Origin of the sequence: Streptomyces sp. CB02414 (genome assembly GCF_001905385.1) — a bacterium.
Taxonomy (GTDB): domain Bacteria; phylum Actinomycetota; class Actinomycetes; order Streptomycetales; family Streptomycetaceae; genus Streptomyces.
Genome location: NZ_LIPF01000002.1, coordinates 863,038 through 887,215, shown reverse-complemented (window position 1 = coordinate 887,215; position 24,178 = coordinate 863,038). Strand labels below are relative to the sequence as shown.

30 protein-coding genes are annotated in these 24,178 nt (G+C 68.4%); 21 read left to right on the top strand and 9 right to left on the bottom strand.

Annotated features, from left to right (window positions below; translation table 11 throughout):
- Positions 1-120: 120 nt before the first annotated feature.
- From AMK11_RS10275 to AMK11_RS10250, 6 genes are all read left to right on the top strand, one after another.
- Positions 121-420 carry a WXG100 family type VII secretion target gene (locus AMK11_RS10275; protein WP_073725395.1) on the top strand — a complete coding sequence of 100 codons (300 nt, stop codon included), beginning with the start codon at positions 121-123 and terminating at the stop codon, positions 418-420.
- Between the two features lie 95 nt (positions 421-515).
- Positions 516-833 carry a hypothetical protein gene (locus AMK11_RS10270; RefSeq protein WP_073725393.1) on the top strand — a complete coding sequence of 106 codons (318 nt, stop codon included), beginning with the start codon at positions 516-518 and terminating at the stop codon, positions 831-833.
- Positions 834-859: 26 nt separating this feature from the next.
- The gene (locus tag AMK11_RS10265) at positions 860-2,059 is read left to right on the top strand and encodes a putative T7SS-secreted protein (RefSeq protein ID WP_241846930.1); all 1,200 of its coding nucleotides are present in this window, start codon (positions 860-862) and stop codon (positions 2,057-2,059) included.
- 11 nt (positions 2,060-2,070) lie between these two features.
- Positions 2,071-2,643, top strand: coding sequence for a hypothetical protein (locus AMK11_RS10260; RefSeq protein ID WP_079187335.1), 573 nt, complete (start codon positions 2,071-2,073; stop codon positions 2,641-2,643).
- Positions 2,640-3,338: a hypothetical protein gene (locus AMK11_RS10255; protein WP_079187334.1), complete on the top strand. Its 699-nt coding sequence runs from the start codon at positions 2,640-2,642 to the stop codon at positions 3,336-3,338. Before AMK11_RS10260 ends, AMK11_RS10255 begins: the two co-directional genes overlap by 4 nt.
- Positions 3,335-3,889: a hypothetical protein gene (locus AMK11_RS10250; protein WP_073725389.1), complete on the top strand. Its 555-nt coding sequence runs from the start codon at positions 3,335-3,337 to the stop codon at positions 3,887-3,889. The genes AMK11_RS10255 and AMK11_RS10250 overlap by 4 nt, the downstream gene beginning before the upstream one ends.
- Before the next feature lie 164 nt (positions 3,890-4,053).
- On the opposite strand, the gene AMK11_RS10245 is transcribed toward AMK11_RS10250, so the two are convergent.
- A complete protein-coding gene (locus AMK11_RS10245; RefSeq protein WP_073725387.1) occupies positions 4,054-4,665 on the bottom strand; it encodes a hypothetical protein in 612 nt (203 codons plus the stop codon).
- Positions 4,666-4,827: 162 nt separating this feature from the next.
- Between AMK11_RS10245 and AMK11_RS10240 the strand changes: the two genes are divergently transcribed.
- Both AMK11_RS10240 and AMK11_RS10235 read left to right on the top strand, forming a co-directional pair.
- Entirely contained in the window at positions 4,828-6,192 is a 1,365-nt protein-coding gene (locus AMK11_RS10240; protein ID WP_073725385.1) for a putative T7SS-secreted protein, read from the top strand.
- A complete protein-coding gene (locus AMK11_RS10235) occupies positions 6,189-6,935 on the top strand; it encodes a hypothetical protein (protein ID WP_073725383.1) in 747 nt (248 codons plus the stop codon). The genes AMK11_RS10240 and AMK11_RS10235 overlap by 4 nt, the downstream gene beginning before the upstream one ends.
- Before the next feature lie 24 nt (positions 6,936-6,959).
- On the opposite strand, the gene AMK11_RS10230 is transcribed toward AMK11_RS10235, so the two are convergent.
- The 5 genes from AMK11_RS10230 to AMK11_RS10210 form a co-directional block, all read right to left on the bottom strand.
- The gene (locus AMK11_RS10230; RefSeq protein ID WP_073725381.1) at positions 6,960-7,265 is read right to left on the bottom strand and encodes a hypothetical protein; all 306 of its coding nucleotides are present in this window, start codon (positions 7,263-7,265) and stop codon (positions 6,960-6,962) included.
- Positions 7,266-7,348: 83 nt separating this feature from the next.
- Positions 7,349-8,377, bottom strand: a complete 1,029-nt coding sequence (locus AMK11_RS10225; RefSeq protein ID WP_241846929.1) for a hypothetical protein — start codon at positions 8,375-8,377, stop codon at positions 7,349-7,351.
- A 2-nt stretch (positions 8,378-8,379) separates the two neighbouring features.
- Positions 8,380-9,030: a hypothetical protein gene (locus tag AMK11_RS10220; protein WP_073725379.1), complete on the bottom strand. Its 651-nt coding sequence runs from the start codon at positions 9,028-9,030 to the stop codon at positions 8,380-8,382.
- Between the two features lie 317 nt (positions 9,031-9,347).
- Complete coding sequence (locus AMK11_RS10215) at positions 9,348-9,599, bottom strand: hypothetical protein (protein ID WP_143194568.1); 252 nt, start codon at positions 9,597-9,599, stop codon at positions 9,348-9,350.
- Entirely contained in the window at positions 9,596-9,886 is a 291-nt protein-coding gene (locus AMK11_RS10210; protein ID WP_073725375.1) for a hypothetical protein, read from the bottom strand. The genes AMK11_RS10215 and AMK11_RS10210 overlap by 4 nt, the downstream gene beginning before the upstream one ends.
- Positions 9,887-10,040: 154 nt before the next feature.
- Here AMK11_RS10210 and AMK11_RS10205 point away from each other — a divergent pair, with 154 nt between their 5' ends.
- On the top strand, positions 10,041-10,343 hold the full coding sequence (locus AMK11_RS10205; RefSeq protein ID WP_073725373.1) for a winged helix-turn-helix domain-containing protein: 303 nt from the start codon (positions 10,041-10,043) through the stop codon (positions 10,341-10,343).
- A 287-nt stretch (positions 10,344-10,630) separates the two neighbouring features.
- Positions 10,631-11,200, top strand: coding sequence for a hypothetical protein (locus AMK11_RS10200; protein WP_241846928.1), 570 nt, complete (start codon positions 10,631-10,633; stop codon positions 11,198-11,200).
- 76 nt (positions 11,201-11,276) lie between these two features.
- On the opposite strand, the gene AMK11_RS10195 is transcribed toward AMK11_RS10200, so the two are convergent.
- From AMK11_RS10195 to AMK11_RS10185, 3 genes are all read right to left on the bottom strand, one after another.
- The gene (locus AMK11_RS10195) at positions 11,277-13,406 is read right to left on the bottom strand and encodes a hypothetical protein (RefSeq protein WP_073725371.1); all 2,130 of its coding nucleotides are present in this window, start codon (positions 13,404-13,406) and stop codon (positions 11,277-11,279) included.
- A gap of 95 nt (positions 13,407-13,501) precedes the next feature.
- Positions 13,502-14,245 carry a hypothetical protein gene (locus AMK11_RS10190; protein ID WP_073725369.1) on the bottom strand — a complete coding sequence of 248 codons (744 nt, stop codon included), beginning with the start codon at positions 14,243-14,245 and terminating at the stop codon, positions 13,502-13,504.
- A gap of 39 nt (positions 14,246-14,284) precedes the next feature.
- Positions 14,285-15,175: a hypothetical protein gene (locus AMK11_RS10185; protein WP_073725367.1), complete on the bottom strand. Its 891-nt coding sequence runs from the start codon at positions 15,173-15,175 to the stop codon at positions 14,285-14,287.
- 500 nt (positions 15,176-15,675) lie between these two features.
- On the opposite strand from AMK11_RS10185, the gene AMK11_RS10180 reads away from it, so the two are divergent.
- The 11 genes from AMK11_RS10180 (at position 15,676) to AMK11_RS10130 (ending at position 24,175) form a co-directional block, all read left to right on the top strand.
- On the top strand, positions 15,676-16,392 hold the full coding sequence (locus tag AMK11_RS10180; RefSeq protein ID WP_073725365.1) for a hypothetical protein: 717 nt from the start codon (positions 15,676-15,678) through the stop codon (positions 16,390-16,392).
- An 18-nt stretch (positions 16,393-16,410) separates the two neighbouring features.
- Positions 16,411-17,298, top strand: coding sequence for a hypothetical protein (locus tag AMK11_RS10175; protein ID WP_073725364.1), 888 nt, complete (start codon positions 16,411-16,413; stop codon positions 17,296-17,298).
- Positions 17,295-18,602 carry a CpaF family protein gene (locus tag AMK11_RS10170; RefSeq protein WP_073725362.1) on the top strand — a complete coding sequence of 436 codons (1,308 nt, stop codon included), beginning with the start codon at positions 17,295-17,297 and terminating at the stop codon, positions 18,600-18,602. The genes AMK11_RS10175 and AMK11_RS10170 overlap by 4 nt, the downstream gene beginning before the upstream one ends.
- Before the next feature lie 5 nt (positions 18,603-18,607).
- Positions 18,608-19,666: a type II secretion system F family protein gene (locus AMK11_RS10165; protein WP_073725733.1), complete on the top strand. Its 1,059-nt coding sequence runs from the start codon at positions 18,608-18,610 to the stop codon at positions 19,664-19,666.
- A complete protein-coding gene (locus AMK11_RS10160; protein WP_073725360.1) occupies positions 19,663-20,586 on the top strand; it encodes a type II secretion system F family protein in 924 nt (307 codons plus the stop codon). The genes AMK11_RS10165 and AMK11_RS10160 overlap by 4 nt, the downstream gene beginning before the upstream one ends.
- Positions 20,587-20,723: 137 nt before the next feature.
- Positions 20,724-20,984, top strand: coding sequence for a hypothetical protein (locus AMK11_RS38125; protein ID WP_073725358.1), 261 nt, complete (start codon positions 20,724-20,726; stop codon positions 20,982-20,984).
- A gap of 44 nt (positions 20,985-21,028) precedes the next feature.
- A complete protein-coding gene (locus tag AMK11_RS10150; RefSeq protein WP_073725731.1) occupies positions 21,029-21,478 on the top strand; it encodes a TadE family protein in 450 nt (149 codons plus the stop codon).
- Complete coding sequence (locus tag AMK11_RS10145) at positions 21,479-21,928, top strand: TadE/TadG family type IV pilus assembly protein (RefSeq protein ID WP_073725356.1); 450 nt, start codon at positions 21,479-21,481, stop codon at positions 21,926-21,928. It begins immediately after the preceding gene.
- Positions 21,925-22,410 (top strand): pilus assembly protein TadG-related protein, encoded by a 486-nt coding sequence (locus AMK11_RS10140; RefSeq protein WP_073725354.1) that lies wholly within the window; start codon positions 21,925-21,927, stop codon positions 22,408-22,410. Before AMK11_RS10145 ends, AMK11_RS10140 begins: the two co-directional genes overlap by 4 nt.
- Before the next feature lie 62 nt (positions 22,411-22,472).
- A complete protein-coding gene (locus AMK11_RS10135; protein WP_073725352.1) occupies positions 22,473-23,135 on the top strand; it encodes a hypothetical protein in 663 nt (220 codons plus the stop codon).
- Complete coding sequence (locus AMK11_RS10130) at positions 23,132-24,175, top strand: hypothetical protein (RefSeq protein ID WP_241846927.1); 1,044 nt, start codon at positions 23,132-23,134, stop codon at positions 24,173-24,175. Before AMK11_RS10135 ends, AMK11_RS10130 begins: the two co-directional genes overlap by 4 nt.
- The last annotated feature ends 3 nt before the right edge of the window (positions 24,176-24,178 follow it).

The window sequence follows — 24,178 nt, the reverse complement described above, 5'->3', positions numbered from 1 at the left end:
CAACAGCCCCACCCGTAAGATCTTTGCTCGTGCGGACCGTCGGCACACGACCGGACGGCCCGCGTCGGGCAAGCCACGGGGGAAGGCCCTGCGGCGACCGCAACGGGAGGGAGAGCCGTCATGGCCAAGGACGCAGACCTTACTTATGCCGAGATGGAGAAGAAGGCCAACGACCTCATCAAGGCGATGGGCGACATGGAAGACATGTTGAAGGCCATCGAGAAGGGCGTCGAGGAACTCGTCGCCAACGGCTTCACCACGCAGAAGGCCTCCGGCGCCTACGACGAGTCCATCAAGGACTTCACCAAGGGCGCGGCCAAGACCGTGAAGGGCCTGGAGGGCCTGTCCAAGTTCCTCACGAACGCGAAGAAGGCGTACGAGGACCTGGACGAGCAGTTGGCGAAGAGCGCCAAGGGCTGAAGTCGGCGTCACCACGTTGTCCGGGCGCGAGGCGGCACGTACCGTGTCAGGCCGCGCCCGGGCGGGGTGGTTTCTGAGGAAGAAAGTCTGAACGGGTGGCAGACAGAACTCGGTACGACCTTGACCTGATCAAGGAATGCTCGAAGTCCCTGTACCGCATGCATCGCGAGTTCAAGGACAACGGCAACCCCGCCGACGAGTACGGCGACGCGCTGGGCAGCGAGAAACTGCGCGACGTCTTCGGCGATTTCTCGGACACATGGAAGAAGAATCGCAAAAAGCTCATGGAGGACATCGAGAACCTCGCCAAGTACACGGGCAACGCAGCCAAGTCGTACGAGGAGATCGACCATGAACTGGCGAACGCGCTCAGGGGCGCCAAGAAGAGCGGGAAGAAGGAGAAGCAGCAGTGACAGCCCGTCCGAAGGACTGGTCACCGATGTACGACTCCGACCCGGTTCCAGGTGACCCGTACGAGGTGGCGCGGCTCGGCAAGGAGCTGCGCGGTATGGCCGACGAGATCGACAAGCAGGCGCGCAACATCAAGGCGCTGGCCTCCGTCGACGGCTGGGACAGCGATGCGGGCCGCGCCTTTCACGAGATCGCGGGTGACACCAGCGGCCGTCTGAAGGACGCCTACGACCGCTATGACGAGGCCGCGATCGCGATCGGCACGAAGGTCCGGGAGGGCGACGGGGAGTCGTCCGAGTACGCCAGCGAGCTGCACCGGGCGCAGCTGCTGGCGGACAAGGGACTTCAGGAGTATCGGGCCGCCGAGGTCGACTACAAGGCCGCCAAGGAGGTCCTCGACTCGCTCAAGGGCAAGTTGCTGACGGGTGACGACGCAGTGCAGCACAGCAAGCAGCAGAAGAAGAGCGACGATGCCGCGCAACTGATGCTCGAAGGTCAGAAGAAGATCACGCAGGCGAAGGTCATCCGTGACGAAGCAGCACACGACGCCGCCCGGAAGATCAAGAACGTGATCCACCATGACAGTGTCAGGGATCCGGGCGGCATCATGAACTGGATCGCCGATCATGCGGACTGGTTCTCCGCTGCCGCGACGGCGCTGGCCGTCGCGGCTCTGGTCGCGGCGATCGTCCTGTCGGGCGGCACACTCGCCGTGGTCCTCGTCCTTGCTGCGGGAGCCATGAGCGCCACCGCTCTGTCGGGGCGCCTCTACGACGTGTTCGCGCGAGGTGGAAAGCTCGACCTGCTCAAGATAGGCCTGGACATCCTGGGTATTATCCCCGGTCTGGGTGCGCTCAGGGGACTCACAGCGGCGGCCAAGGGGGCACGCCTGCTCGCCGCGAAGAAGGCCATCTGGTCCGGCTTCACCAACGGTTTCGCCGTGAAGAACTTCAACAAGGGCGTTGTGTGGGCCTCGAAGTTCCTCACCAGTAAGGGAATCACCAAGATCAAGCTGCCGGCGGGGGGATTCGAACCGGAACTCGTCACGCGCTACATCAAGGGCGGCTCCGCGGTGAACCTCGGGGTGCAGAGCCTGATGCGGCTGAAGAACCGGTTCGACGAGGTCGGCGACTCGCCGAGTGAGGGCAGCGCACCCGGCGGCGGACCACAGCCGAGTCCGAAGCCGCCGTCGGCGTCGTTCCACACGGCTCTGGCGCCCGCTGCATAAGGAGACGACCCGTGAGCGATTACCATTCCCTGGATCCCGGGAAGTTCATCGACGACCAAGGCACCGAGCACAGCATGGTCCCCGCGTCCGTCGTGGCTTCCGTTCCGGAGGCCAGGGCCGCGGCGGAACGCTACGGCCGGGAGGTGCGCTTCGACTTCCTCGACGACAGGGCCGTCCACTGGATGCTGTTCCAGCGGCGTGAGGACACGGAGAAGGGCGGTTTCATCGGCTGCCTGCTCGCTGTCCCGCTGTTCGTCTTCGGCGTGGGGGCGTGGCCCTTCTGGGATCTGGTCGCCTCCCAGAAAACACGCCAGTTCCAGATTACGTTCATCGCGGTGGACGCCGTCATCTTGAGCGCCGTGATCCTCGGCGGATACCTCGTGCGGCGACGCAGCCTCCAAGACCCCGTCGCCCGTAATGTGCGTTGCCGAGCCCGCCTGTATCGCAAGATCGTCGGTGTCGCCCGCAAGGGCGGTGCCGACATCCCGCGCCTGTACCCCTATTACGGCATGTACGCCACCTCGCGGAAGTTCTTTCCCGAAGCGCCCGAACGTCCCGTGCCCGAGAAGGAACAGTCCCCGTGACCAGCCAGCCCGAACTCGCCGAGTTGATACCGACCCACCCCGCTCCGGTCGCACTGCACGCCGACGACATCCACGTGCGCTGGGTGATGCCGGAGATCTTCCACGACATACCGATCCACGAGACGGACGACGACGAGGCCGTGCGACTGCTGGGCGAGCTTGTGGAGAAAGCGCTGCCGGGCGCAGGGGACGAGGCTCAGACGGCGCTCGCGGTCACTTGCGCGCTGGGCGTCGACGACCTGCTGGCCAGCGGAGCGGAGTACGCCAGTATCTGCGTCACCGCAGTCGACGACTCGCCCTGCACCGCGACGGTGTTCGCCGGCCTGGTGGACAGTCCGGATGCAGCCGACGTAGCGGGCGCGGTGAAGGCGATTGCCCAGAGCCTGCGCGGTCTGGGCGATGCTGAGGTGTCCCGGATTGATACCCCCTGCGGATCTGCCGTCTCGTACATCGGTGCGCGGCACGACAAGCTACTTGGTGAGCTCACCGAGACGGGCGAAGACCTCACGTTCCCGACGTGGTTCATACGCGTCTTCGTACCGCTGCCCAACGGCACCACGTTCATGATGGAGATGTCGACCTCGACCATGGCAGGCTGGGACGTCTTTTCCACGATGTTCGGCAACACCATCAGCAGCATCCGGCTGTTCCACGCAGACGGTTCACCGGTCATCACCTCGTCGGCGGCAGCATGACGGTGCCCGAGCCCGAATTGCCGCCGTCGGACTACCGCCTCCTCGTCCCCCGCGACTGGTTCCGCGTCGATCTCACGAAAGAGCGCTGGCGTGGCCAGTTGAAGACCTTCGTGGACAAGGAATTCGCGGAAGTCCGTACCTCGGCGGAGACTTCCCGCAGCATCTGGACCACCCTTCGCAACACCGCCGAGCACGGCCTTTCCCGTGGTGCGCTCGAGTTCTTCCTGCGGACGGAAGTGCCCGGAGGGACCACCACTCCGGCCTCACTGCTGATCTCGTGGCCACCCATGCCCCGAGGCATGGCGCCGACACCGGAGGAGTTCGCCGCGGCGGTGGCCGAGCGGACAGGACCCGAAGCCGAGGTGGAAGTCGTCGGCCTGCCTGCCGGCCAGGCGGTGCGGCTCCGCAGGGAATCGAGTCTGGACTACCACGTACGGATGCCCGGCGATGTGGGGTACCTCCACCTGGCCTTCGCGGTACCGCTCAGTGGCACGGCCGGCCCCATGGGGAATCTGTGCGAGGCCATTGCCCATTCTCTCCGGTGGATCTGATGCTTTGCCCGGGCGATCCCGCTCCGCTGGATGAGGCCTTCGAGTGCACCTTTGAGTTCCAGCCCGGCTGGGTTGATCTCACGCTGCGCGACGGGACCAAGGCCGAGGCCGAGGTGCTGGCTACGGAGGCCGTGAACCGCCCTGGCCAACCTCATGGTCGGCTCCTACGGCGATGAGGGAGACGGGTTCGGCGGCCAGTCGACGCCTGACTCCTGAAGGACGCGCCTGTACTTCGCGTACCTGTGCCGTGCGATGTACAGGCCGGTCGCGAACAGCGCTGCGAAGAACAGCCAGATCGCCGCGCACACGAGAAGCGCCTGCTGCGTGAAGCCGGTCTGGGAGAGCGGAATGAGCATGACCACGGGAATGACCAGCAGGGCAGTCAGACCTCGTCGCCCATGGGTCCGGCTGTAGTCAACCATGATGCGGGCGTGCAGGAGCTCGACGTCACGCTGCGCCTCGGCCAGTGGACGCAGGCGAGTCCCGCCGGCCCGCATGCCGGGCAGCTGCCCTCCCTGTAGCGCGGTGGGGAAGTGCTGGGCGACCCAGGCGGACCGTTCCGGTGCGTCCGGCAGACGTCGGAAGGAGAAGTACGGGTTCGGGCTTCCCTTGGGCGAAATCGACGACAGTCCTTCATAGCGGTACCCGTACTGCTCGGCGACATAGGCGAAGGCCGCGAACTTGCGCCATGACCGCTGCAGGTTGCGGGCGTCGTGCCGTTCGACAACTTGCGCACTGTCCCGCAGCAGTGCTTTCAGCTGAGGCTGCAGGAACATCGAACCTCCTGGAGTGGGGCCGGGGCCGGGTCGTCGGAAGGTGTCAGGACACGGTTACCGTGTTCATCGGCGGCGGGGGAACCACTCGCCTCACGGATAGCTTCCTATCACTAGGCCAGCCAAGCCCCTAGCGGCGGGGGCGCGACATGTAGGGGGATGGCAGTGGGTTCGTCGAAATACCCCAACCTCGGGTTCGATCCGGCTCCGGGCGATCTGGAGACGGTGCGCCTGATGGTGTCCGCGATCGGCCGTGTCAACCGGGAGAGTGGTACGGCGCAGACCCAACTCGGCAAAATCGGCACGTCCGACGGCATCTGGGCCGGAAAGGCCGCCGAGGTGTTCACGGAGTCCGTCGACAAGATCCCGCCCTATCTCAAGCGGGCCCTCGACTCGGTCGGGTCTGCTCACCGTGCGCTGTCCAACTGGGAGACGAGTCTCGACGGGTTCCAGACACGGGCGCGCAAGCTGGAGGAAGAGGCGGCGGCGGCCGCACGCAAGGTGAGCAGTGCCAAGGGTGACCTCGACGGTGCCTCCGACGACACGTCACAGATGACGGACAAAGAAAAGGAAGAGTACGAGAAGGACAAGAAGGGCAAGGAGAGGGCGTACGACGCGGCGAATGACGAGTTGGAAGCCGTGCGGGCAAGGGCTAGCGCCCTGAACGTGGAGTACATCTCGGCGGCGGACGCGACGGCACGCACGGTCAAGGAGGCGGCGGACGACGCACCGCCCGAGCCCGGCTGGTTCGACGACCTCGTGGACGGTTTCACCGAGTTCCTGGCCGATGCCTGGAACGTCCTCAGCGACCCCAACTTCTGGAAGCTGGTCGGGGACATCCTCGCCGACATCGCCATGGTGATCGGTGTGGTCTGCCTGGTCGCCCTCATGCTCGGTACCGGCGTGGGAGCGCTGGGGCTCATCGGGTTCATCGTCGGTGTCGGTGCTCTCGCCGCCCACAGCGCCGCGATGATCGGTGGGGCGGAGGGTGTCACCTGGGAGACTCTGGCCTGGGACGCGCTTGGAGTCGTCGCCGGTGGCGCTTCCCTCGCCGGTGCGAAGCTGGCGCAGGCCGGGCGGGCACTCGTTCAGTCCGGCCGGTCTCTGAGGGCTTCCCAGGGCCTCATGGCCACCCTGGGCAGGATCGGGCCGGGGGCCTGGGGGAACATCGCGAAGATCCCCAGTGGCATGGCCGGCTCGCTGCGCGGATTCGCCAGAGCGGGGCAGGGTTGGGTGCACGTCGCCACGGGCAAGGCGCTCGATGTCGTCGGCACGGTGACCGGTGCGGGTTTCGCCATCGGTTCCAACACCAATGACGGCCGGTGGCTGGACGGCGACTGGAACATCTCCGACATACCGGTGGTCGGCCCGGGAGCCGGATTCGCCGCGTACGAGGCGCCGGACAACGAGCCGAATACGATGGCGCCCGGTCCGCTGGGGCCCCGGTTCGACACCGCCACCACACTCACATCGGCTGGCGAAAGCTTCACCAAGGGCTTGCAGCCCTCCAACTTCGGGACTGCCGCATGACACAGACGCCGATCGACGCGGCCGCTCGTCGCGCGGTTCCCTATGCCTTCCAGTGCACCGTTCCCGACGAGTTCGTCCGACTTCCCGATCCGGGAGCCGCCGACGGCTGGCGTGAGGCGCTTGCACGGCTGGTACCGGACGCCGACGAGCAGCAGTTGGACTCCGCGACGCAACAAATGCGTGCTGCCCTCCCCGGTTTCTCCGCAGGAGGCGATGACACCGTCGATCTGACGGCGATGTGTCTGGGGACCGAAAATGTCTCGGGCGAGGAGCGACTGTCCATGGGGCTGCTCGCGGTCACTGTGCGCCCGAGCGGGCACTACGACCGGCTCCTGACGGCTGAAGGCATTTACCGGGCGAAGTACGAGAAATTTTTCGCCGGCGAGAGTGAACCGCAAGAATTGGACTTCGACCTGGGCAAAGGCGCACAGGGGCGTCAGGACATGCTATTGGCAGCCAAACTGCCCTGCGGGCCAGGCGTGATGTCAGCGTCACTCCGCCTGCTCACGCTGCCGGCACGCTTCATGACGGAGAGCGGGGTCCTGGACGCCGACAGTCCCGTCGGGGCGCTTCGACCCACTCTGCCCGTGGCATCGCTCCAGCTGATCGTCCCCGCGCCGCGGGACTACTGCGTCTACGTGACCATCTCCACGCCCTCGGTATTCCTGCTCGATTCCTACTGTGGACGGCTGGCGCAGATAGGCCGCACGTTTACGTTCGACGTGGCGCAGCAGAACCGCTGAGCTCGGCAGACCGCCATATTTAGACTACTTACCGGACTCCGCCTGCTTCTTCTTCATCTCGTCATAGAGTTTCTGATCTAGCTTGGTGAATTCCTCCGACGCCTTCTTGGCGAACTTCGACACGCCTTTCGTCACTTTCGACAGCTGGCCGAAGCCGTAGTCCCAGGAGTCGGCGAAATCGTCACAGGCCGATTCGAGGCCGCTGTGGCCCATCTGTTTTGAGTCGGCGTGTTTCATCTCCTTCGAGGCGGACTTCATCTGGCCGCCACTGGTCTCGAGGGCCCCGGCCATGCCCATCACTTCATCGCTTGCAAATCGCAGAAAAGACACCGTCTGCTCCTCCCGTTCTTCCGTGGTCTGCCATCGACGCCTGAGCTGCTGAGTCTGTGGAATCCACCTTCAGAGCCGTCTGCTCACCGATTGACCGCCTGAACCTCCTGCACGGTGACCGCCTGGTTGTTGCCGAAGGTCCCGTCCGGCAGGTCGCCGCCCGTGCCGCCGGTTCCGGTCCAGGCGATGTCCCAGGTGATGGTGGCCTGGAGGTCGAAGGTGCCGTCTCCGGAGGAGCGGAGGTACTTGATGCCGCAGGGCGGTGTCCGCTCGGCCTTGCCCTTGGCGTACGGCTCCCCGACCGACCCGTCCTCGTCGAACGTGCACGCACCCGACCTGGGGTACGTCTCCGCGTCCGGCGTACCCGGCTCCAGCTTGAGTGACACGGGCTTGGCCGTGGTGGTGGCCTGGATATTGAGGCCGGCGACGTTGAGGGAGGCCGTGACCGACGTCTCCTTGAACTCGGATTTGTCCAGCCAGGCCCAGGTGGGAAGGTTGACCTTGGCTGCGTTCTCCGGAGCGAGCGTGACGCGGGTCTCGGGCAACTGGATGGCGCTGTAGGCGGCTTCGGCGAGCATCTCGGGTGTAACCGCCTGCTCCACGCCAGGATCCTCGTTGTTCTCCACCCAGAAGGGGAGCTTGTCGCATTCCATGCTGGCGGGATCGTCCAGGCGATCGGGGTTCTGGACGGCGACCCACCAAGCTCCTTCGTCCGCCTTTTCCTTGTTGTAGTCCTTGTACTCGCCGTCCTTGTACATGTCCCGGAACTGGCCGACCGCAGTTTTGGCGTAGCTGTGCTGGCCCGGTGTGTTGACGGTCTCCTCGTACATCGTCTCGACGTGCCGACTGAACTCGGGGACGGAACGCGGTTCGTACCAGCAGGCGGGCGGAGTCCAGTCGGACACGGGCTGCACGGCGTTGCCACCGCCGCTGGGGCGTGCAGAACCCGAGTACGTCACCCTTGAGATGAGGGTGCCGCCGCTGGAGCTTCCGCTCTGTTGGGTGTCGCCCTGGGTGCCCTTGCTGGGCGGCCAGTCTGCGGATGCCGTGCCGGGCACGGCGAGAGCGAGAGCTCCGGCGAGCAGGCCGGTCACTATGATTCGGCGGCGCATGGTCACGGAGTGCATGACTCGTGCCCCCTCTGCGACGTGAGCTTCGTCGTCTGCCAGACGCCTTGTGCGTTCTTCTCCAGGCGCGCGGTGTAGAGGACGTACGACTTGTCGGTCACCTCGGTCTTGAAGACCTTCTCTGACTTCCGGTCTTTGGCGTAGGCCTTGCCTTGATCCTCGCAGTAGACGACGCCTGCGGAGGCCGAGTCGAAGACGTCGACCTTGGCGTTGTAGTAGCGGTTCTCGCCCGTGATCGTGTAACCGTCGCCGACGATGGACTGAACCCAGTCCTGCGCTTCACCGAGGGCGGCACCGGTGTAGTAAAAGCGCAGCGCCGAGAGCTCGGGGTTCCCTTGGGTAATAGCGTAGTTGGTGGCGTCGATGCGTTGGGCGACATCCTTGAGGACCGCGTCCTGAGTGTTGTCCGCGGCCCTCCACCCCTGGAACGTGTCCGTGAGATCGTCCGGAAGCGCGATCTCGGGACGGTCAACTGCCCCCTCCGCCTCAGACGAGGCCGACGGCTTCGCCCCGCCTGTCTCCGCCCCCGCGATCGCGTCGTTCGTATCGGACTTGTCCTTCCCGTCGCCGCACGCGGTCAGCAGCAGTGCTGCTGATGCCGCCAGCGCGGCAGCAACGGGCAAAGAGTGGCGCTTCACAGTGGACTCCCCGTGAGACAAAGGTTCAGTCAAGAGCACAGACGTTATCGATGAGGTTGCTCGTTTCGCCAGAGCGAACTACCCCGAGAAACGGATCATTTCGGGTGTCCGGGGGCGATATGGCGTTGCAACTGTGTCCTGATTGTGCCAAGGCGGGGCGCGGCTCCGGGCGCAGGATGTGCTGCGTCCGGAGCCGTGGCCGGTGTTGTGAGTGTTCCGCTCTCGCTACAGGGTCGGTCGGCGCCCTGCGCACGTGCAGGGTGGATGTGCCCGTGAACAGGGGGTTGGCCCGGTGGGGGCGTCGGCGTGGACTTCGATCACGGGGTGGAGTCGGTCGCGGGCCCGTCCGTGTTGGCGTCGCAGACGCGGATCGTCAGGTGGGAGCGGCGGCGGGCGGCGGCGTCGAGGATCTCGAGGTCGTCCGGCATCGGCGGATAGTGCGGGGCGCACTCCGGGCATGCGTAGACGTTGAAGCCGGGGCCCGTGGCGGCGTGGACTTCGTGGACCAGAACCGGTTCGTCCGTGGTGCGCTGACAGCGGGCGCACATGCGCCGGGCGGGGCGGGTCATCGGGTGGCCGCCTGTACGTATGCGTTGTCGGGGTTGGGGATGTACTTCTGGCCCACAGTGACGCCGACGCCGATGCCGAAAGTGGCTGGGTGTCGGAGGTTGGGCGGCACCGGGACGTAGGCACGTACGAGGCGGGAGGCGTTGCCGTCGAGGGGTTCGGTGAAGCGGGGTGGCGGTGCGGGGATGAATCGCAAGGGCGGCTCCTCGACCAGGCGGTGGCGGCCCTGAGGGCCTGGTGTGCAGATGCTCAGCATCCACGCGAGGAAGCGGACGGTAAGGTCCAGCATGTTGGCGCTCCTTTGCAGCGTCGGCCATGCCCCGGGGCGGCTTGCCTCCGTCGCCGGGGTTTCCTGCAGCCTACAGTGCTACGCATGTCAGTGCATAGCAGTACGCTGCATCGCGCATATCGCTGCAGCTCAGGGCTGTTTTACGGTGGTTGGTATGGCTGCAGACTCAGGCGGTTCGCCGATCGACCCCAACAAGATCGCGTACGTCTACATGCAGGTGGCGGACCACATCGCTGCCCGTATCGCGTCGGGTGACCTGAGGCCGGGGGCGCGGCTGCCCGGTGAACGCGATCTCGGCGAGGAGTACGAAGTCGCGTACCTCACCGCCAGGCGGGCAGTCCGGGAACTCCGAGAGCGAGGGCTCGTCGTCACGCTCCCCGCCAAAGGCACCTTCGTCGCGTATCCCGAGGGCGCCAATGAGTCGCCGGTGCCTGAGCAGGGCGACGCCGAGCAGTAGCCCGGCCGGCTGTCGAGAGCCCTGCTCGCCCTGGCCGGGCCCGTCATACGCGGGGTAGGAGGTCAGCCGCCGTGTCCCTCATGAGCGAGCTGATCGAGCGGGGTGTCTTCCCCCAAGGGTTAGTGTGCGGTACGACCCGGAAGGCGTCGCCGGCCCGACGGACGACCCGGGCAGCAGCTCGTACGGAGGGTTCCTCGGGACCCTCATCGTGATGGCCGTCGTGATGGGCACCTGGGGCGGGGTTCGGCAGAGCAGGTGGGATCGTGAGTACGGCGGGGAGCGAGCAGGTGTCGGACGAGGAGAAGGCCGAAGAGGACGTCCCGACCCGGAAGCGGGACATGACCGGGCTGGTCCTGTACCTGGTTGTGGGCGTGCCGGTGCTGGTCCTCGCCATTGGGAGCATGCGGTGGTTCTCGCGTCACATCGCGCCGGCTGTGTACGACGTGTCCGGTGGCTCCTGGGCAGTCGGTGCCGCACTGGGAGTGCTGAGTCTTTTCGGGTGGACCGGTGTTGTGCCGGGCCGGTTCGGCGGCCAGGCCCGGCCCAGTGGCCTGGCGCGTGTGGTGTGCGTCGTTACCCGAGTGGCCTGCGTCGCGGCTGTGTTGGCGCCGGTCTCCTTCCTGATCAGTGGGCTGCCGGGCAAGAACTGCCGGTCGTACGAGCCGGGGTGTGCCTATATCCCCGGGGCAGGGTCGGCAGTGCTCGCGTATATCGCCGTCGCGGGTGGAGTGGGCTGGCTCTTCTACCGTTGGCGCCGTGCCGTCATCGAAAAGCGCCGTGCGCGGGAGCGGGAGCGCCTGCGGAGGCTGCGCAAGAAGGGGAAGGGCAAGAGTCGCCGCGCTGCCGCTGGGCGGTAACCGGTGCCGGTGTCTCGTGTGTCCATCGTGTGTCCTCCGATCGGCGTCAGACGCGATGCGGGGAGCGGCCCCTGGCTCACTGGGCGGGTGAGGTCTCCCGCACTCGGTCCGCCAGGCGGTTGATCCCGTCGCCGAGCACGGACAGGGGACTGCCCGCCGGCTCGTCGTACGGCACGCGCGTGCCGGACGGGCCCGGCAGGGTCAGCCTGCGTTCGCGCAGTTCGTACGGTGTGGCGTTGGCCGCGTCCAGGCAGAGCGGGCACAGCGACAGCCTGCGCCTGCGGTTGCCTTGCGCCAAGACGCGGACGTGGCGGCGGCCGGCCGGGGGGCCGTGGAGCGGGTTGACGGCGCAGCAACGATCGTTGGTGTCGCCGTCGAGGGCGTTGCGGGCTCCGCGGGCGAGGACAATGACGGCCAGGAGGGTCGCCGGGTCGGTACCCGGTGCACCAGGTGAGCTCATGCCTTCAATGTCGCCGTCGACGAGGAACATCGCGGCGTCGAAACGTTCCCAGGCGAGGGCGAGAGCCTCCCACCCGGCGTCGGTCTCGGTGATGGCCTGTCCCGCCGCCGAGAGTTCCGTACAAGCCGTACGGCGCAGGTACGCCTCGGACGGCTTGCTCGGTGCCGCCAGAGTCAGCGCCTGCGTCCGCAGCACTGCCGGAATACGTCGGCGCAGCACCGCCGCGACGATTCCGAGGACGCCCGCCACCAGCCCGAGCAGCAGCAGCGCCGCCACGACGCCGACGAACAGGCCCGGCCAGAAGTCGGTGGCGAAGAGCGGCGGGAGGGCGTTCTCTGCCTCGGGGCTGAGGGGGCGCGCAGGGTCGCCGGAGGTGGTCGGCTCGTCGGTGCGCGGTGACTTGTCGAGGTACGTCATCAGCGCGTCGAGGCGCTCGCCCAGGAGGTGGTCGTCTGCCTCGTCCGACCGGTCGTCTCCGTAGGAGATGAACTCGGGGATGTCGTAGAGGAGGCGGAGACTCTCCAGGCGCAGGCCGTGGTTGAAGACGTCGATGTAGCCGTCCAGCGGGTCGGCGACGACGTACACGCCGTCCGCCTCGCCGACCTGGTCCGCCTTGCTCAGTTCTGCCCGCACCGCGGCCGCGAACAGCTCCTCGTCACCGGCTGACTCGTCCTCCGGCAGGTGCGGCACGACGGTGACGTACACCGGGCCACCGCCCTCTGAGCGCCCGAACTGTTCGATGCGGTCGTGCAGCCGGGAGAGCTGAGTGGCGTCCAGAGCCTGTGGGCTCTCCGGGTCTACGTACACCGGGTCGCGGGCCAGGCCGTCTGCGACCCGTTCGACGCGTGCCGTCATGTCGGCGGCGCTGGGCAGCGGAGCAGCACTTCTTTTCGTCTGGTCGAAGACGAGCGGAGCGGTGAGGGCGATCGCTGCCGCGGCGGCGAGGGCGAGGCCCGGGGTGAGCAGACGCCGCCAGACGGGGCGGCCCGCGGCGGGGCGGGGCGGGGTCGCTCGTGGGAAGCGGCGATGGGCCCGCCGTACACACGGCGCCAGCAGCAGGATCGTCAGCGGTACGCCGGTGAGTGCGATGCCCGTGACGAAGGACTGGTTCTTGCGGTCGGCCGGGCCGATGTACATCTCCTCGGGCTCGTAGCCGTCCCGGAGCTTCTTGCCGGCCGCGGCCGCCCGCGCCTCCGCCTTCTCCGGGCCCTGCGCGACGACGTCCACGAAGCGTTCGAAGTTGCGCAGCGGGCCCGCGTCGTAGGGGAGTTCGTAAGCGGCGACCCTGCGGGCGGCCTCAGCGGGGGCGTTCACGCCGTAGGCCGCCGCCTTCCTCACGCCCGAGTCGTCGAGGAGCGCGTAGAGCCCGTCCCGCCCGAGCTCGTCGTGCACCGCGCCCAGCAGGTCCTCGCCGAAGCCGCTCTGGGACGGCAGGACGAGCACGTATGTCGGTACGTCGGTGCGCTTGGCGAGCCGGGCGAAGTCGGGTGCCATGGAGCGCGGGATCACGCGTGGGAGCTGGTCGGTGACGTGGACCGGGTTCTCGCGGAGGCGGTCGGCCAGGTAGGCGGCCTGGTTGGGCGGCTGGTTCGCCGCGGGGGCGTCGGCGGCGCGGGCCGGGGCGGCCATCAGGGTCGCTGCGGTGAGGAGCAGGGCGGTGAGGCCGCAGAGAGTGAGGAGCAGGCGGACCAGGCCGGCTCCGGTACCGGCGGCCGGTGGCCGTTCAGCCGTCGTGAGTGTGGTCACCGCTCGCACTGCCCCGTGTCCCCGTCCCCGGTTGTGGATTTCTCGCCCGCGGCACTCTACTGACGGCTTCTTCACTGCCGCGAAACCGCCCTCCCTCAGCCCAGCTTGGCGTTCTGCGCCTTCACGACCGCCGCGGACAGCTTCGCGTCGCTCGGCCTCGCGTTGACCATGGCCATGCCGTCGACCGAGAAGTACACGGCGACGACGTCACCGCTGCGTACGGCCTGGGTGTGCACGGTGTGGGTGGCGCCCCGGAACGTCAGCGTCGACCGGAAGGCGAGCGACTCGTCACCGGCCTCCGCCACGGGCTTCTCGGCGGTCACGGAGTCGTACGCGCTCGTGTTGCCGTTGGCCTTGGCGGTGAAGCCGCCGGTGCAGGCGTCCATGGCCTTGGACAGGCCGGTCAGGGCGGCCTCGGCCTTGCCGGACTCGTACGCCATGAGCATCACGTACGTGAAGGGTTTGGTGGCGTCGGAACTGAGGGAGCGCGTGAGGTCGGCCTGCGGCTCGCCGAGGGGTAGCTGGTTCATGGCGTAGGCGAGTGGGGCGCAGACGGGCTTCTCGACCGTTACCTCCTGCGGGGACTTGGCGAAGGCGAACTCGCTGTTGTCGGAGCTCGCCACGTCCGCGTCGGACACGGTCATGCCGGAGACGTCTGCCTTGGTGATCACCAGCTGCTTCAGCCGCTCCTCCGGCGTCTGCTGCTTCTCCTGTTGTGCGGTCGCTGCCGGCTTCTCCGACGAGTCCGTGTCCGAGCCGGAGTCCCCGCCGCAGGCGGTGAGCGCTGCGAGGGAGAGGGCGGACAGGGCGGCGAGTGCGGCCGGGGCGGCGCGCTTCATGGGGACTCCTTGGTGGGGGGTGGGGGGAGTTCGGTCCGGTCAGTCGTGTTGTGTTTCGGTCAGTTCGCGTAGCTTGGGCGGAAGTTCGGGCACTTTGGCCCCGGCTGCCTGCGCCGCCGCGACCTCCCGGACATAGGCCAGCGCCGCCTCCCGCAACCGTTCCTTCTCCCGGCCCTGCCGACGGCCGACGAGCCAGATGTACACGGCGAGGGGGACGAGGAGCAGGGCGCCGTAGGCGCCGGGTTCGTCCGACGTCGCGGCCCACATCGCCCCGCACGCGCCGGCCAGGAACAGCAGGCAGCCCGTCTCGTCGTGCCAGCCGCCGACGTCGGCCATCGTCTCGTACGCGCTGACGGCTTCGGGCTTCGGCGGCACGGCGACCGGTGCGGTGACGGGGGCGTCCGCCCCGCGGAACGGACCCGCACCCGACGGTGCCTCGACCGCCGCGTACGTCGGAATCGGCGCCGCGCCCTTGCCGCCCCCGGTCGACGACCGGCCCTCCAGCCACGCCGGTACGTGCGTCAGCGGAATGCCGTGTGCGCGGGCCACGCCGAGGACCTCGCGGTAGCCGGCGAGCGGTCCGTCCGTCAGCGCGCGCTTCCAGCGGACTCGCACGTGTACGACCATGGCCACGCCGACGACGAAGAGGCACCCGGCGGCGCCGAGCGCGGAGAAAAGGTGATCGGTCAGCGCTGGGACCATCGGGACGGCGCACGGCAGGAGCAGGCCGGCCGTCAGCGCGAGAACCCCCAGCGTTGCCGCCGGCCGTCGCTGCTCCGCAGTCAACGCCTGACGTCGCTCGGTAAGGAGCTCGGTCACCGCCGCGTCGTCGGTGTAGTCGAAGCCGTGACGCGTGCTGATGGCCCGGACCGCGGCCAGGGCTCTGGCGTCGGCGGCCAGCGCTGCCCCGTTCACCGGTAGCAGGTCCATCGTCTTTCCCCCTGTGTGCCGTGCCGGCCCTTCATCAGTCCGAGCGAAGATCATGGCACGGGGCCTCCGCGCCTTCGTGAGTGATTCGTGCAGGCATCATGGCCGCACCGTGACGAACGGCATGCGGACGGTGTCTCGCTGTAGCGGGAGCCTATTCGCACGCGCACAGTTGGAACGGGTGGCTCTCGGGCGGTACTCAAAGGGGCGGCGGCGGCGCGAAGTTGCTGAACGGTAACGGTGTGAGGCGTGAGGCCCGAGGGGGCCGGCGCGCCTTGAGGGGCTTATGTGCGGCTGATACGGTGCGATGGCTTGACACTCGCCTCGCTGCTGGCTATTCGCCCAGGTCGGGCGGGTGCGTCAGGGGTTGTCCCTGGACGCCACCGGTCGGGCGGGACGCGCGGAGTGTCCGAATTTACTGATGATTGCGCGCACTTGAGTGGTGACTGCTGCTCAAGCGAGTGCGCGGCAGACAATTTCTTGGGTGTACGGGGAGCGGTTGCGTGAAGATCCAGGAGCGTACGGGGGCGGGCGCGGGACGTTCCGCGGCTCCGGCTCAGCCGTCGGTCGGTGACCGGCTTCCCAGCCCTCCTCGCGAGCGCAAACCCGCGCTGGCCGCGCTGGCGGTGCTGCTGATCCTGCTGGGCGCGCTGGGGGCCACGATGCTGGTGCTGCGGGTCGGGGAACGGGTCGAGGTCGTCAAGGTGACGAAGGACATTCCGCCGGGCGGGAAGATCACCGATCAGAATTCCACGATCGTGATGGTCGCGGACGACCCGGGCATCCACTACATCAAGGAATCACAGCTCAAGACCATCCAGACCTACCAAGCGGTGACCATGATTCCCGGTGGCTCCCTCCCGGTCGGCGAGATGTTCGCCAAGGAGCCCAAGATGCCCGCCGGGAAGGCGTCCGTCGGCGTGGCTCTCAAGGAGGGCCAGTACTACGCGGACATCAAGGGCGGTGACACGGTCGCCGCGTACCGGGTCGGCTCCCGCGGTGCCGACAGCTCCGACTCCGATCAGGACTCCTCGTCGTCCTCCTCCGGCAACGCCCTGATCGCGACCGCCTCGGTGGAGAACGTCAAGGGAGACGGCGACGCCACCGTGAGTACGGGCAGCAAGTCCATCACCCTTCTCGTCGACGAAGCCGACGCGGCCGCCCTCGCCTCGGCGTCCTCCGCCGGCGAGGTGGCCCTCGTGCGCGTCCCCGGCAAGTAGAAGGCGACCCAACCACCCATGGCCCTCATCGCCCTCGCCGCCGACAAGGGTTCCCCCGGCGTCACCACCGCGGCCGTCGCCCTCGCGGCGGTCTGGCCGCGCCGCGTCCTGCTCGCCGAGACCGACCCGGCGGGCGGCGACCTGGTGTACCGGTCCGCCGCAGCGCACGGTGGGCCGCTCAACCCCAACACCGGCATGCTGTCGATCGCCGCGACCGCGCGCCGCGGCCTCGTGCCCGACCAGCTCTGGGACCACGTACAGCCGCTCAGCGGTGGCCTGGAGGTCCTCGTCGGCCTCGGCATCTCCGAGCAGGCCGCCGGTCTCGCGGGCCTGTGGCCCACCCTGGGCCGGGCCTTCGCCTCCCTCGCCGACTCCCCGAACGCGCCCGCCGACGTCATCGCCGACTGCGGCCGCATCAGCGGCGACTCCCCGGCCACCGAGCTGTTCCCGCACGCTTCGCTCGTCCTCCTGCTCTCCCGTACCGAGCCGGAGGCCATCGCCCGCGTCCGTGACCGCGCCGCCGCCCTCAACAACAAGCTGCACGGCGGCCCGCGCGGCGCCGCGAGCCTCGGCATGCCGCTGATCGGCGTCGTCCTCGTCGCCGACACCAACAACGCCGCCAAGCTGTCGGGCCAGGTCAACGACATGCTGGTGGCCGCCCAGACCGGCGCCCGCGTGGTCGGCACCATCGCCGACGACCCGGCCGGCGCCGACCAGCTGGCCGGACGCAGGCGCGGCCGGCTGGAGAAGTCGCTGCTCATCCGCTCCGCCCGCAAGGTCACCTCGGACCTTTACCAGCAGTTCGGCGCCGCCTGGTCCATGCCGACCGGACCCACCGGTCCTGCTGGTTCCACCGGTCCCTCCGGTCCTGCCGGCATGGCCGGTCACGCTGGAGCCGGCCGATGACCGCAGTCGACCACTCGTTGGTCAAGCGGTTCCGGCAGGACGCCGGCGACCGCATCGCCGAGCAGCGTCGCCAGGACCAGGTCAGCGGCGTCACGCCGATGTCCACCGAGGACGAGCGGCAGTACGCGCGCGCCGTCATCGCGCAGATCCTGGAGGAGTACGCCCGCGCCGAGATCAACGCCGGGCGTACGCCGCTGGACGCGGAGACGGAGGAGGCGTACGCCGCCGCCGTGCACGCCGCGCTGTTCGGCGTCGGGCGGCTCCAGCCGCTGCTGGACGACCCCGAGGTCGAGAACATCGACATCAACGGCTGCGACCAGGTCTTCGTCGGCTACTCCGACGGGCGTGAGGAGCGCGGGGAGCCGGTCGCCGAGACCGACGAGGAGCTCATCGAGCTGATCCAGATCCTCGGCGCCTACTCCGGCCTCTCCTCCCGCCCCTTCGACTCCGCCAACCCGCAGCTGGACCTGCGTCTGCCGGACGGTTCGCGTCTGTCGGCGGTCATGGACGTCGCCCGCCGCCCCGCGCTCTCCATCCGCCGCGCCCGCATGGGCAAGGTCTTCATCTCCGACCTGGTCGGCAACGGCACCCTCACCCCGGAGCTGGGCCACTTCCTGGCCTGCGCGGTCCGGGCCCGCAAGAACGTCATGATCGCGGGCGCGACCAACGCCGGAAAGACGACGCTGCTGCGCGCCCTCGCCAACGAGATCCCGCCCAACGAGCGCCTGATCACCGTCGAGCGCGCTCTGGAGCTGGGCCTCGACACCTTCCCCGACCTGCACCCCAACGTCGTCGCCTTCGAGGAACGGCTGCCCAACTCCGAGGGCCAGGGCACCATCAGCATGGCGGAACTGGTCCGCCGGTCCCTCCGTATGAACCCTTCCCGCGTCATCGTCGGTGAGGTCCTCGGCGACGAGATCGTGACCATGCTCAACGCCATGTCGCAGGGCAACGACGGCTCGCTCTCCACGATCCACGCCAACAGCTCGCACGAGGTCTTCAACCGCATCTCGACGTACGCCCTCCAGGCCGCCGAACGGCTGCCGATCGAGGCCAGCCAGATGCTGGTGGCGGGCGCCGTCAACTTCGTCGTCTTCATCCAGCGGCGCAACAACTTCCACAGCGGCGGACGCCTCCAGCGCATGGTCACCTCCGTCCGCGAGGTGAACGGCGTCGACGGACGCGTGCTCTCCAGCGAGGTCTTCGCCGAGGCGCCCGACGGCCGGGTCGTCCCGCACGCCCCCATAGCCTGCCTGGAGGAACTCATCGCCTACGGCTACCGGCCCAACGGAACGTGGGGGTGACGCACATGACCACCAACGACCCCGGCCTCACACTCGCTGCGCTCGACTCCCTCGGCTCCATGGGCGGCCTGTTCTCCACCACCGTCCTGTACGCGCTCGGCTGCGGCGTCGCCGTCGGCGGCGGCATCGCGCTGCTCATGGTCGCCGTACGCGGTCTGCCCGCCAAGCCCGAGCACGAGAAGCGCCAGGCCACCGAGCGGGCCAACGAACTGATCCGCTGGGCGGGCCAGCGCGGCTCCCTCGCGGCCATCGTCGGCCTCGCCGTCCTGCTCGTCACCCGCTGGGCGGTACTGGGCATCGCCGCCGGCATCCTCGTCTTCTTCTGGGACCGCCTCTTCGGCGGCGCCGCCGAGGAACGCGCCGCCATGAAGCGGGTGGAGGCCCTCGCCTCCTGGACGGAATCCCTGCGCGACACCATCGCCGGCGCGGTCGGACTGGAGCAGGCCATACCGGCCTCCGCCCGAGCCGCCGCGCCCGTACTCCGCCCCCACCTGGACGCCCTGGTCGACCGGCTGCGCTCGCGCACCCCGCTGCCCGACGCGCTCCAGCACCTGGCCGACGAGATCGACGACGCCTCCGCCGACATCATCGTCGCCGCGCTGATCCTCAACGCGCGGCTGCGCGGCCCGGGTCTGCGCCAGGTCCTCGGCGCGCTCGCCAAGTCGGCGCGCGAGGAGGTCGACATGCGCCAGCGGGTGATGGCCCAGCGCGCCTCGACCCGCCGCTCGGTGCAGATCGTCGTAGCGGTGTCGGTGCTGTTCGTCCTCGGTCTGTCCATCTTCAACCGGGACTTCGTCGAGCCGTACGGCTCACCGGTAGGCCAGCTCGTCCTTGCCTGCGTGTGCGGGCTGTTCGCGCTGGGCTTCTGGTGGATGCGGAAGCTGTCGACCATCGAGACGCCGGAGCGCTTCCTGGTCCGGGACGGCTCGGACGTCCAGTTCGTGCGCCCCCGTACGCCGGGCCAGCCGGGCCACCCCGGCCAGCCGGCGGTCCAGACCGCGCAGCGCCTGCCGCAACCGTCCCAGCCGTCGCAGGCGTCTGGGGACGAGGGGGTACGACGATGAACCTGACGATGCCGGTCCTGGTCGGCGCGGTCATCGGCCTGGGCGTCTACGCCCTGGTCCGCGCCCTGATGCCGAGCAGGCGGAGCCCGGTCCAGCAGGTCGCCCGGATCGACGCGATGCGGGCGCGCGGGACGGCGTACGAGTCGTCGTCGCGCACGGCGAAGGACAACGGCCGCCTCGGCACGCTTCGCGCCCAGGTCGGCGCCCGCGTCGCCGAGCTGTACATGCAGCAGGGCTGGGAGCTGCGCTCGCTGCGCGCCGACCTGGCGGTGCTGGACCGCAGCTGGGAGAAGTTCCTGGCGACGAAGACGCTGCTGGCCGTGGGCGGCTTGTTCTTCGGCCCGTTCCTGTTCGCGATCGTGTGGCAGCTCGGGTTCGGCGACAGCCCGATCATCCCGGTCTGGCTGGCCCTGCTCTGCGCCGCGCTCTTCTTCTTCCTCCCCGACCTGGAGGTACGCCGGGATGCCGCCGATAAGCGCCGTGACCTGCGGCGCGTGATCGGCGCGTACCTGGACCTGGTCTCCATGAGCCTGGCCGGCGGCCGCGGCCTGCCCGAGGCCCTGATGGCGGCGGCGGAGGTGTCGGACGGCTGGGCCACCCACCGCATCCGCAACGCCCTGGCCGACGCCCGCATCACGGGCATCAGCCAGTGGCAGGCGCTCGGCCAGCTCGGCGAGGACCTGGGCGTCGAGGAGCTCAAGGACCTCGCCGCCTCCCTCGCCCTGGTGGCCGACGACGGCGCCAAGGTCCGGGAGTCCCTCGCCTCCCGCGCCGAGACCATGCGGCACCGCGAACTCGCCGAGATCGAGGGCAGCGCGGGCGAGAAGTCCCAGTCGATGCTCGTGGCCCAGCTCCTGCTGTGCGCCGGGTTCCTGGTGTTCCTGATCTATCCGGCGGCGATGCGGGTGTTTCAGGTGTGACGCGGCTTATCAGCTCCGGAGGCTCAAGAGGTCCAAGAGATCCAAGAGGCTTACAGGGGCTGCACGTGCTCCAGAGAGTTCTGAGGCTCCGGAGCGGCTTCGCTTCCAGAAACTGATACGAGAGGACAGAACCCACCATGAACGGACGGAACTTCCGCACCGGCACCACGGGCATCGTGCCCGTGGACTTCCTGATCACCTTCTTCCAGGCCCGCGTGGAGCGCGCCCGCTCCGGCGAACTGGACCGCGGCGCCTCCGCGGTCGAGTGGGTCATCATCTCCGCGGTCGTCGTGGCGATCGTCGGTGTCGTGGCCGCGATCATCACGCAGGCGCTGGACGACGGGGCCAACAAGGTCGGCGACTGCATCCGGGGCGCCAACGCGGAAGGCACCTGCTGACCGCACGAACGGGAACGACGGGGATGCCGGGGGTGCCGGGCAGCATGCTGAGACGGTTGCGCCGCAGAGTGGAGACCGCACGTGAAGAGGCGGCCACCCGCGGCGATTCCGGCATGACCGCGATCGAGTTCGTGTTCCTCACACCGGTCCTGTTCTTCATGATCTTCGCGACGGTGCAGTTCGGGCTGTACTTCTTCGCCGACCACGTGGCACAGGCGGCGGCCCAGGCGGGCGCGCGCAAGGCCCGTGCCACGGCCGATGCCCAGCCCGGAGCCTGGCGCGGCGAGGCGCGGGACGTGGTGGACAGCTACATCAGCCAGCTGGGTCCCCAGCTGGTCATCGCACCGGACGTGAAGATGCTCCAGCCGGAACAGGACACGGTCGGTGTGGAGATCACGGCCCGTATCCCGACGGTGTTCCCGGGACTGGACCTGACGGTGCACGCGGAGTCGATGGGCCCGGTGGAGCGCTTCGTCGAGGACGGGGTGAACTAGATGAGCGTGTCCCTGCGGGCTCTCGTAACGGCGCTCGAAGACGACCGTCGGGTGTCGGCGGACGACGACGGGCTGTCCACCATCGAGGTGGTCATCCTCGCCCCGGTGATGATCCTCTTCATCCTCGTCCTGGTGGGTTTCGGCCAGCTGGTCGACGGCCGCGGCGCCCTCGACGGCGCGGCCCGGGACGCGGCACGCGCGGGCTCGATCCAGAAGGACCACGGCACGGCGATCGCCGAGGCGAAGAAGGCCGCCGAGGCCAACCTCGGGGGCGTGTGCTCCGGCCCGGTCTCGGTCGTTCAGAAGAGTGCGGGCTTCGAGCCCGACACCCTCTTCACGGTGGAGGTCAGCTGCGAGGTACGGGGCCTGGCGATGATCGGTCTCGACATCCCCACCACGCTCTCGGCGACCTTCAGCTCCCCGCTGGACCCGTACCGGAGGACGGCGTGAGATCCCTCGTACGCGGCAGGATCGCGCCCCGGGTCGCCGATCGGGTCGCCGACCGGCTCGCCCGCCTGGACGACCGCGGCTCGGGCGCCGGCGCGGTCATCATCTTCGCCCTGGTCTTCCTCGCCCTCTCGGCCTTCGTCATCGACGGCGGCATGTCCATCTCCAAGCGGGAACGCGCCGCGGACATCGCCGAGCAGGCCGCCCGCTACGCCGCCCAGGACATCGACCGCGAGGCCCTCTACGACGACGTGGGCGGCCCCGCCCCCATCAACTACGAGAACTGCGACGCGAGGGTCAAGGCTTTCGCCGCCGAGATGAACATGACCGGCGCGGACATCGCCGGGACGCACTGCGTGGTGGCCGACGCGGAGCAGGTGCAGGTCGAGGTGCAGCTCACCTACTCCCCGGTCTTCACGGGGATGTTCTACAGCGGTGACGTGGTCGTCCACGGGCAGGCGGTGGCGGAGAACGAGGTGGGCTGACCCAACGCCGCCACCCTCCCGCCCCTCGCTTCCATCCCCCCACCAACGGAGGTACGACTCCCATGCGCACACGCCCGACCACCATCACCGCTGCCGCCGCCCTGACGGCGACGGTTGCCCTGCTGCTGACCGGTTGCGGAGGCACGGACTCCGAGGACTCCGGCAAGGACCAGATCGCGGGAGCGGACACGGGGGCTTCGACGTCCGCGTCGCCGTCCCCGTCGACGAGCGAGGACGGCATCGACCGACCCGAGGTGAGCCTGCCGGAGGGCGACAGCCTGGTCTTCGCGCCGGAGACGACAGGGGACGCCAAGGCGGACGCCGTACTGAAGGACAACGCGGAGTACCTCCGTGCCATCGACGAAGCGATCGGTAAGCAGAACCCCAAGTCCGAGGCCGTGGCCTTCTACAGCAAGGACGCGGCATACCTCGGCTCCGTGGAGTGGATCAGCGGTTTCGTCAAGGACGGTGTCACGGTCACGGGAACGGTCCGCTACTTCGACCGCAAAGTGACTTTCAGCAAGGACGGCTCGGCCGGGCTGGTCTACTGCGCGGACGAGTCCAAGGGCTACACCAAGGACGTCAAGACCGGCAAAGTCAACGTGACCGAGGCGAGCAAGGACTCGTATGTCCTCTACAACGACCGCCTGAGGAAGAATGACAAGGGGGTCTGGCAGACGACCAAGAGCACCTCCGAGCGCGGAAGCGAGGTCTGCCAGCCGTGAACCGCATCGCAAGGTCGACAACTCTGAGCACGACCGTTGCACTGCTGCTCACCCTGCAGGCCGCGCCCCTGGCCTGGGCCGACCGCACCACCACGAGCGGTGAGAGCAAGGACGCCGACGGCGGCCGCAGCGGCCGCACCATGTACGTCCAGACCAAGGTGCAGACAACGGTCAACGGCAGCAGTAGCACCACCGAGACCGGCACACTCTCGTCCGCCGACACGAACTGGACGCCCCCCGCTTGCTGGTACGAGCCTGCCTTCTCCCCCAAGGGGATCCAGGAGACCGTCAAGTTGTGGCGTGGCCTGGACGGACTGCCGCTCATCGGCGGCGTCGGGGAACTCGTCGGCGACCTGCTGGACCAGCGGTACAAGAACGGCCACCCGTACAAGGACTACAACCTCGACAAGCAGGGTGAGGGAATGTTCTGGGCAGCCGCGGTCAATCCCAATCGCAAGGATGATCCCGAGGCCAGCGCCTGCGACAAGCCCCCGTTCTGGGTGGACAACGGCGCAACACCCGACGAGCCCCTCGCCCTGACACCCCAAGTCCTCGCCGAGTACGCCTACGACGAACTCCCGGTCCCCGGCACGGAGATCGAAATGAAGCCGGCCGGAGCCACGAAGGTGAACCTCCCGACCTGGATATGGCTGGACAAGTCCAGGTTCAAGAAGATCTCGGTCACCGCCAGCCTCCCCGGCACAGGCCTGTCCGCCACCACCACCGCCGAGCCCGTCTCCCTGCACATCGACCCGGGCACGAGCGACGCCCGCACCTACCCCGCCTCGGGCGACTGCGAGATCAACGCTGACGGCAGCATCGGAGAGCCGTACGCGGACGGCAAGGCCAACGACACCCCGCCCTGCGGCGTCACGTACCTCCGCGCTTCCGGCTCCGACGGTGCGTACGCCTTGCAGGCGACCGTCACCTGGAAGATCTCGTGGACCAGCACCACGGGCGAGGGCGGCGACCTCCCGGACGGCACGTTCGGCGCGACGCAGGACGTGACGGTGCAGGAGATCCAGTCGGTGAACCGCTGAGGC

What these genes read in the sequence shown, in the direction of transcription:
- AMK11_RS10250 (WP_073725389.1), top strand. Translation starts at nt 3,335, where the DNA reads ATGACGGTGCCCGAGCCCGAATTGCCGCCGTCGGACTACCGCCTCCTC.
- AMK11_RS10165 (WP_073725733.1), top strand. Translation starts at nt 18,608, where the DNA reads ATGACCACCAACGACCCCGGCCTCACACTCGCTGCGCTCGACTCCCTC.
- AMK11_RS10235 (WP_073725383.1), top strand. Translation starts at nt 6,189, where the DNA reads ATGACACAGACGCCGATCGACGCGGCCGCTCGTCGCGCGGTTCCCTAT.
- AMK11_RS10265 (WP_241846930.1), top strand. Translation starts at nt 860, where the DNA reads ATGTACGACTCCGACCCGGTTCCAGGTGACCCGTACGAGGTGGCGCGG.
- AMK11_RS10135 (WP_073725352.1), top strand. Translation starts at nt 22,473, where the DNA reads ATGCGCACACGCCCGACCACCATCACCGCTGCCGCCGCCCTGACGGCG.
- AMK11_RS10170 (WP_073725362.1), top strand. Translation starts at nt 17,295, where the DNA reads ATGACCGCAGTCGACCACTCGTTGGTCAAGCGGTTCCGGCAGGACGCC.
- AMK11_RS10225 (WP_241846929.1), bottom strand. Translation starts at nt 8,377, where the DNA reads ATGCGCCGCCGAATCATAGTGACCGGCCTGCTCGCCGGAGCTCTCGCT.
- AMK11_RS10190 (WP_073725369.1), bottom strand. Translation starts at nt 14,245, where the DNA reads ATGAAGCGCGCCGCCCCGGCCGCACTCGCCGCCCTGTCCGCCCTCTCC.
- AMK11_RS10160 (WP_073725360.1), top strand. Translation starts at nt 19,663, where the DNA reads ATGAACCTGACGATGCCGGTCCTGGTCGGCGCGGTCATCGGCCTGGGC.
- AMK11_RS10175 (WP_073725364.1), top strand. Translation starts at nt 16,411, where the DNA reads ATGGCCCTCATCGCCCTCGCCGCCGACAAGGGTTCCCCCGGCGTCACC.
- AMK11_RS10275 (WP_073725395.1), top strand. Translation starts at nt 121, where the DNA reads ATGGCCAAGGACGCAGACCTTACTTATGCCGAGATGGAGAAGAAGGCC.
- AMK11_RS10245 (WP_073725387.1), bottom strand. Translation starts at nt 4,665, where the DNA reads ATGTTCCTGCAGCCTCAGCTGAAAGCACTGCTGCGGGACAGTGCGCAA.
- AMK11_RS10145 (WP_073725356.1), top strand. Translation starts at nt 21,479, where the DNA reads ATGAGCGTGTCCCTGCGGGCTCTCGTAACGGCGCTCGAAGACGACCGT.
- AMK11_RS10210 (WP_073725375.1), bottom strand. Translation starts at nt 9,886, where the DNA reads ATGCTGGACCTTACCGTCCGCTTCCTCGCGTGGATGCTGAGCATCTGC.
- AMK11_RS10205 (WP_073725373.1), top strand. Translation starts at nt 10,041, where the DNA reads ATGGCTGCAGACTCAGGCGGTTCGCCGATCGACCCCAACAAGATCGCG.
- AMK11_RS10185 (WP_073725367.1), bottom strand. Translation starts at nt 15,175, where the DNA reads ATGGACCTGCTACCGGTGAACGGGGCAGCGCTGGCCGCCGACGCCAGA.
- AMK11_RS10150 (WP_073725731.1), top strand. Translation starts at nt 21,029, where the DNA reads ATGCTGAGACGGTTGCGCCGCAGAGTGGAGACCGCACGTGAAGAGGCG.
- AMK11_RS10215 (WP_143194568.1), bottom strand. Translation starts at nt 9,599, where the DNA reads ATGACCCGCCCCGCCCGGCGCATGTGCGCCCGCTGTCAGCGCACCACG.
- AMK11_RS38125 (WP_073725358.1), top strand. Translation starts at nt 20,724, where the DNA reads ATGAACGGACGGAACTTCCGCACCGGCACCACGGGCATCGTGCCCGTG.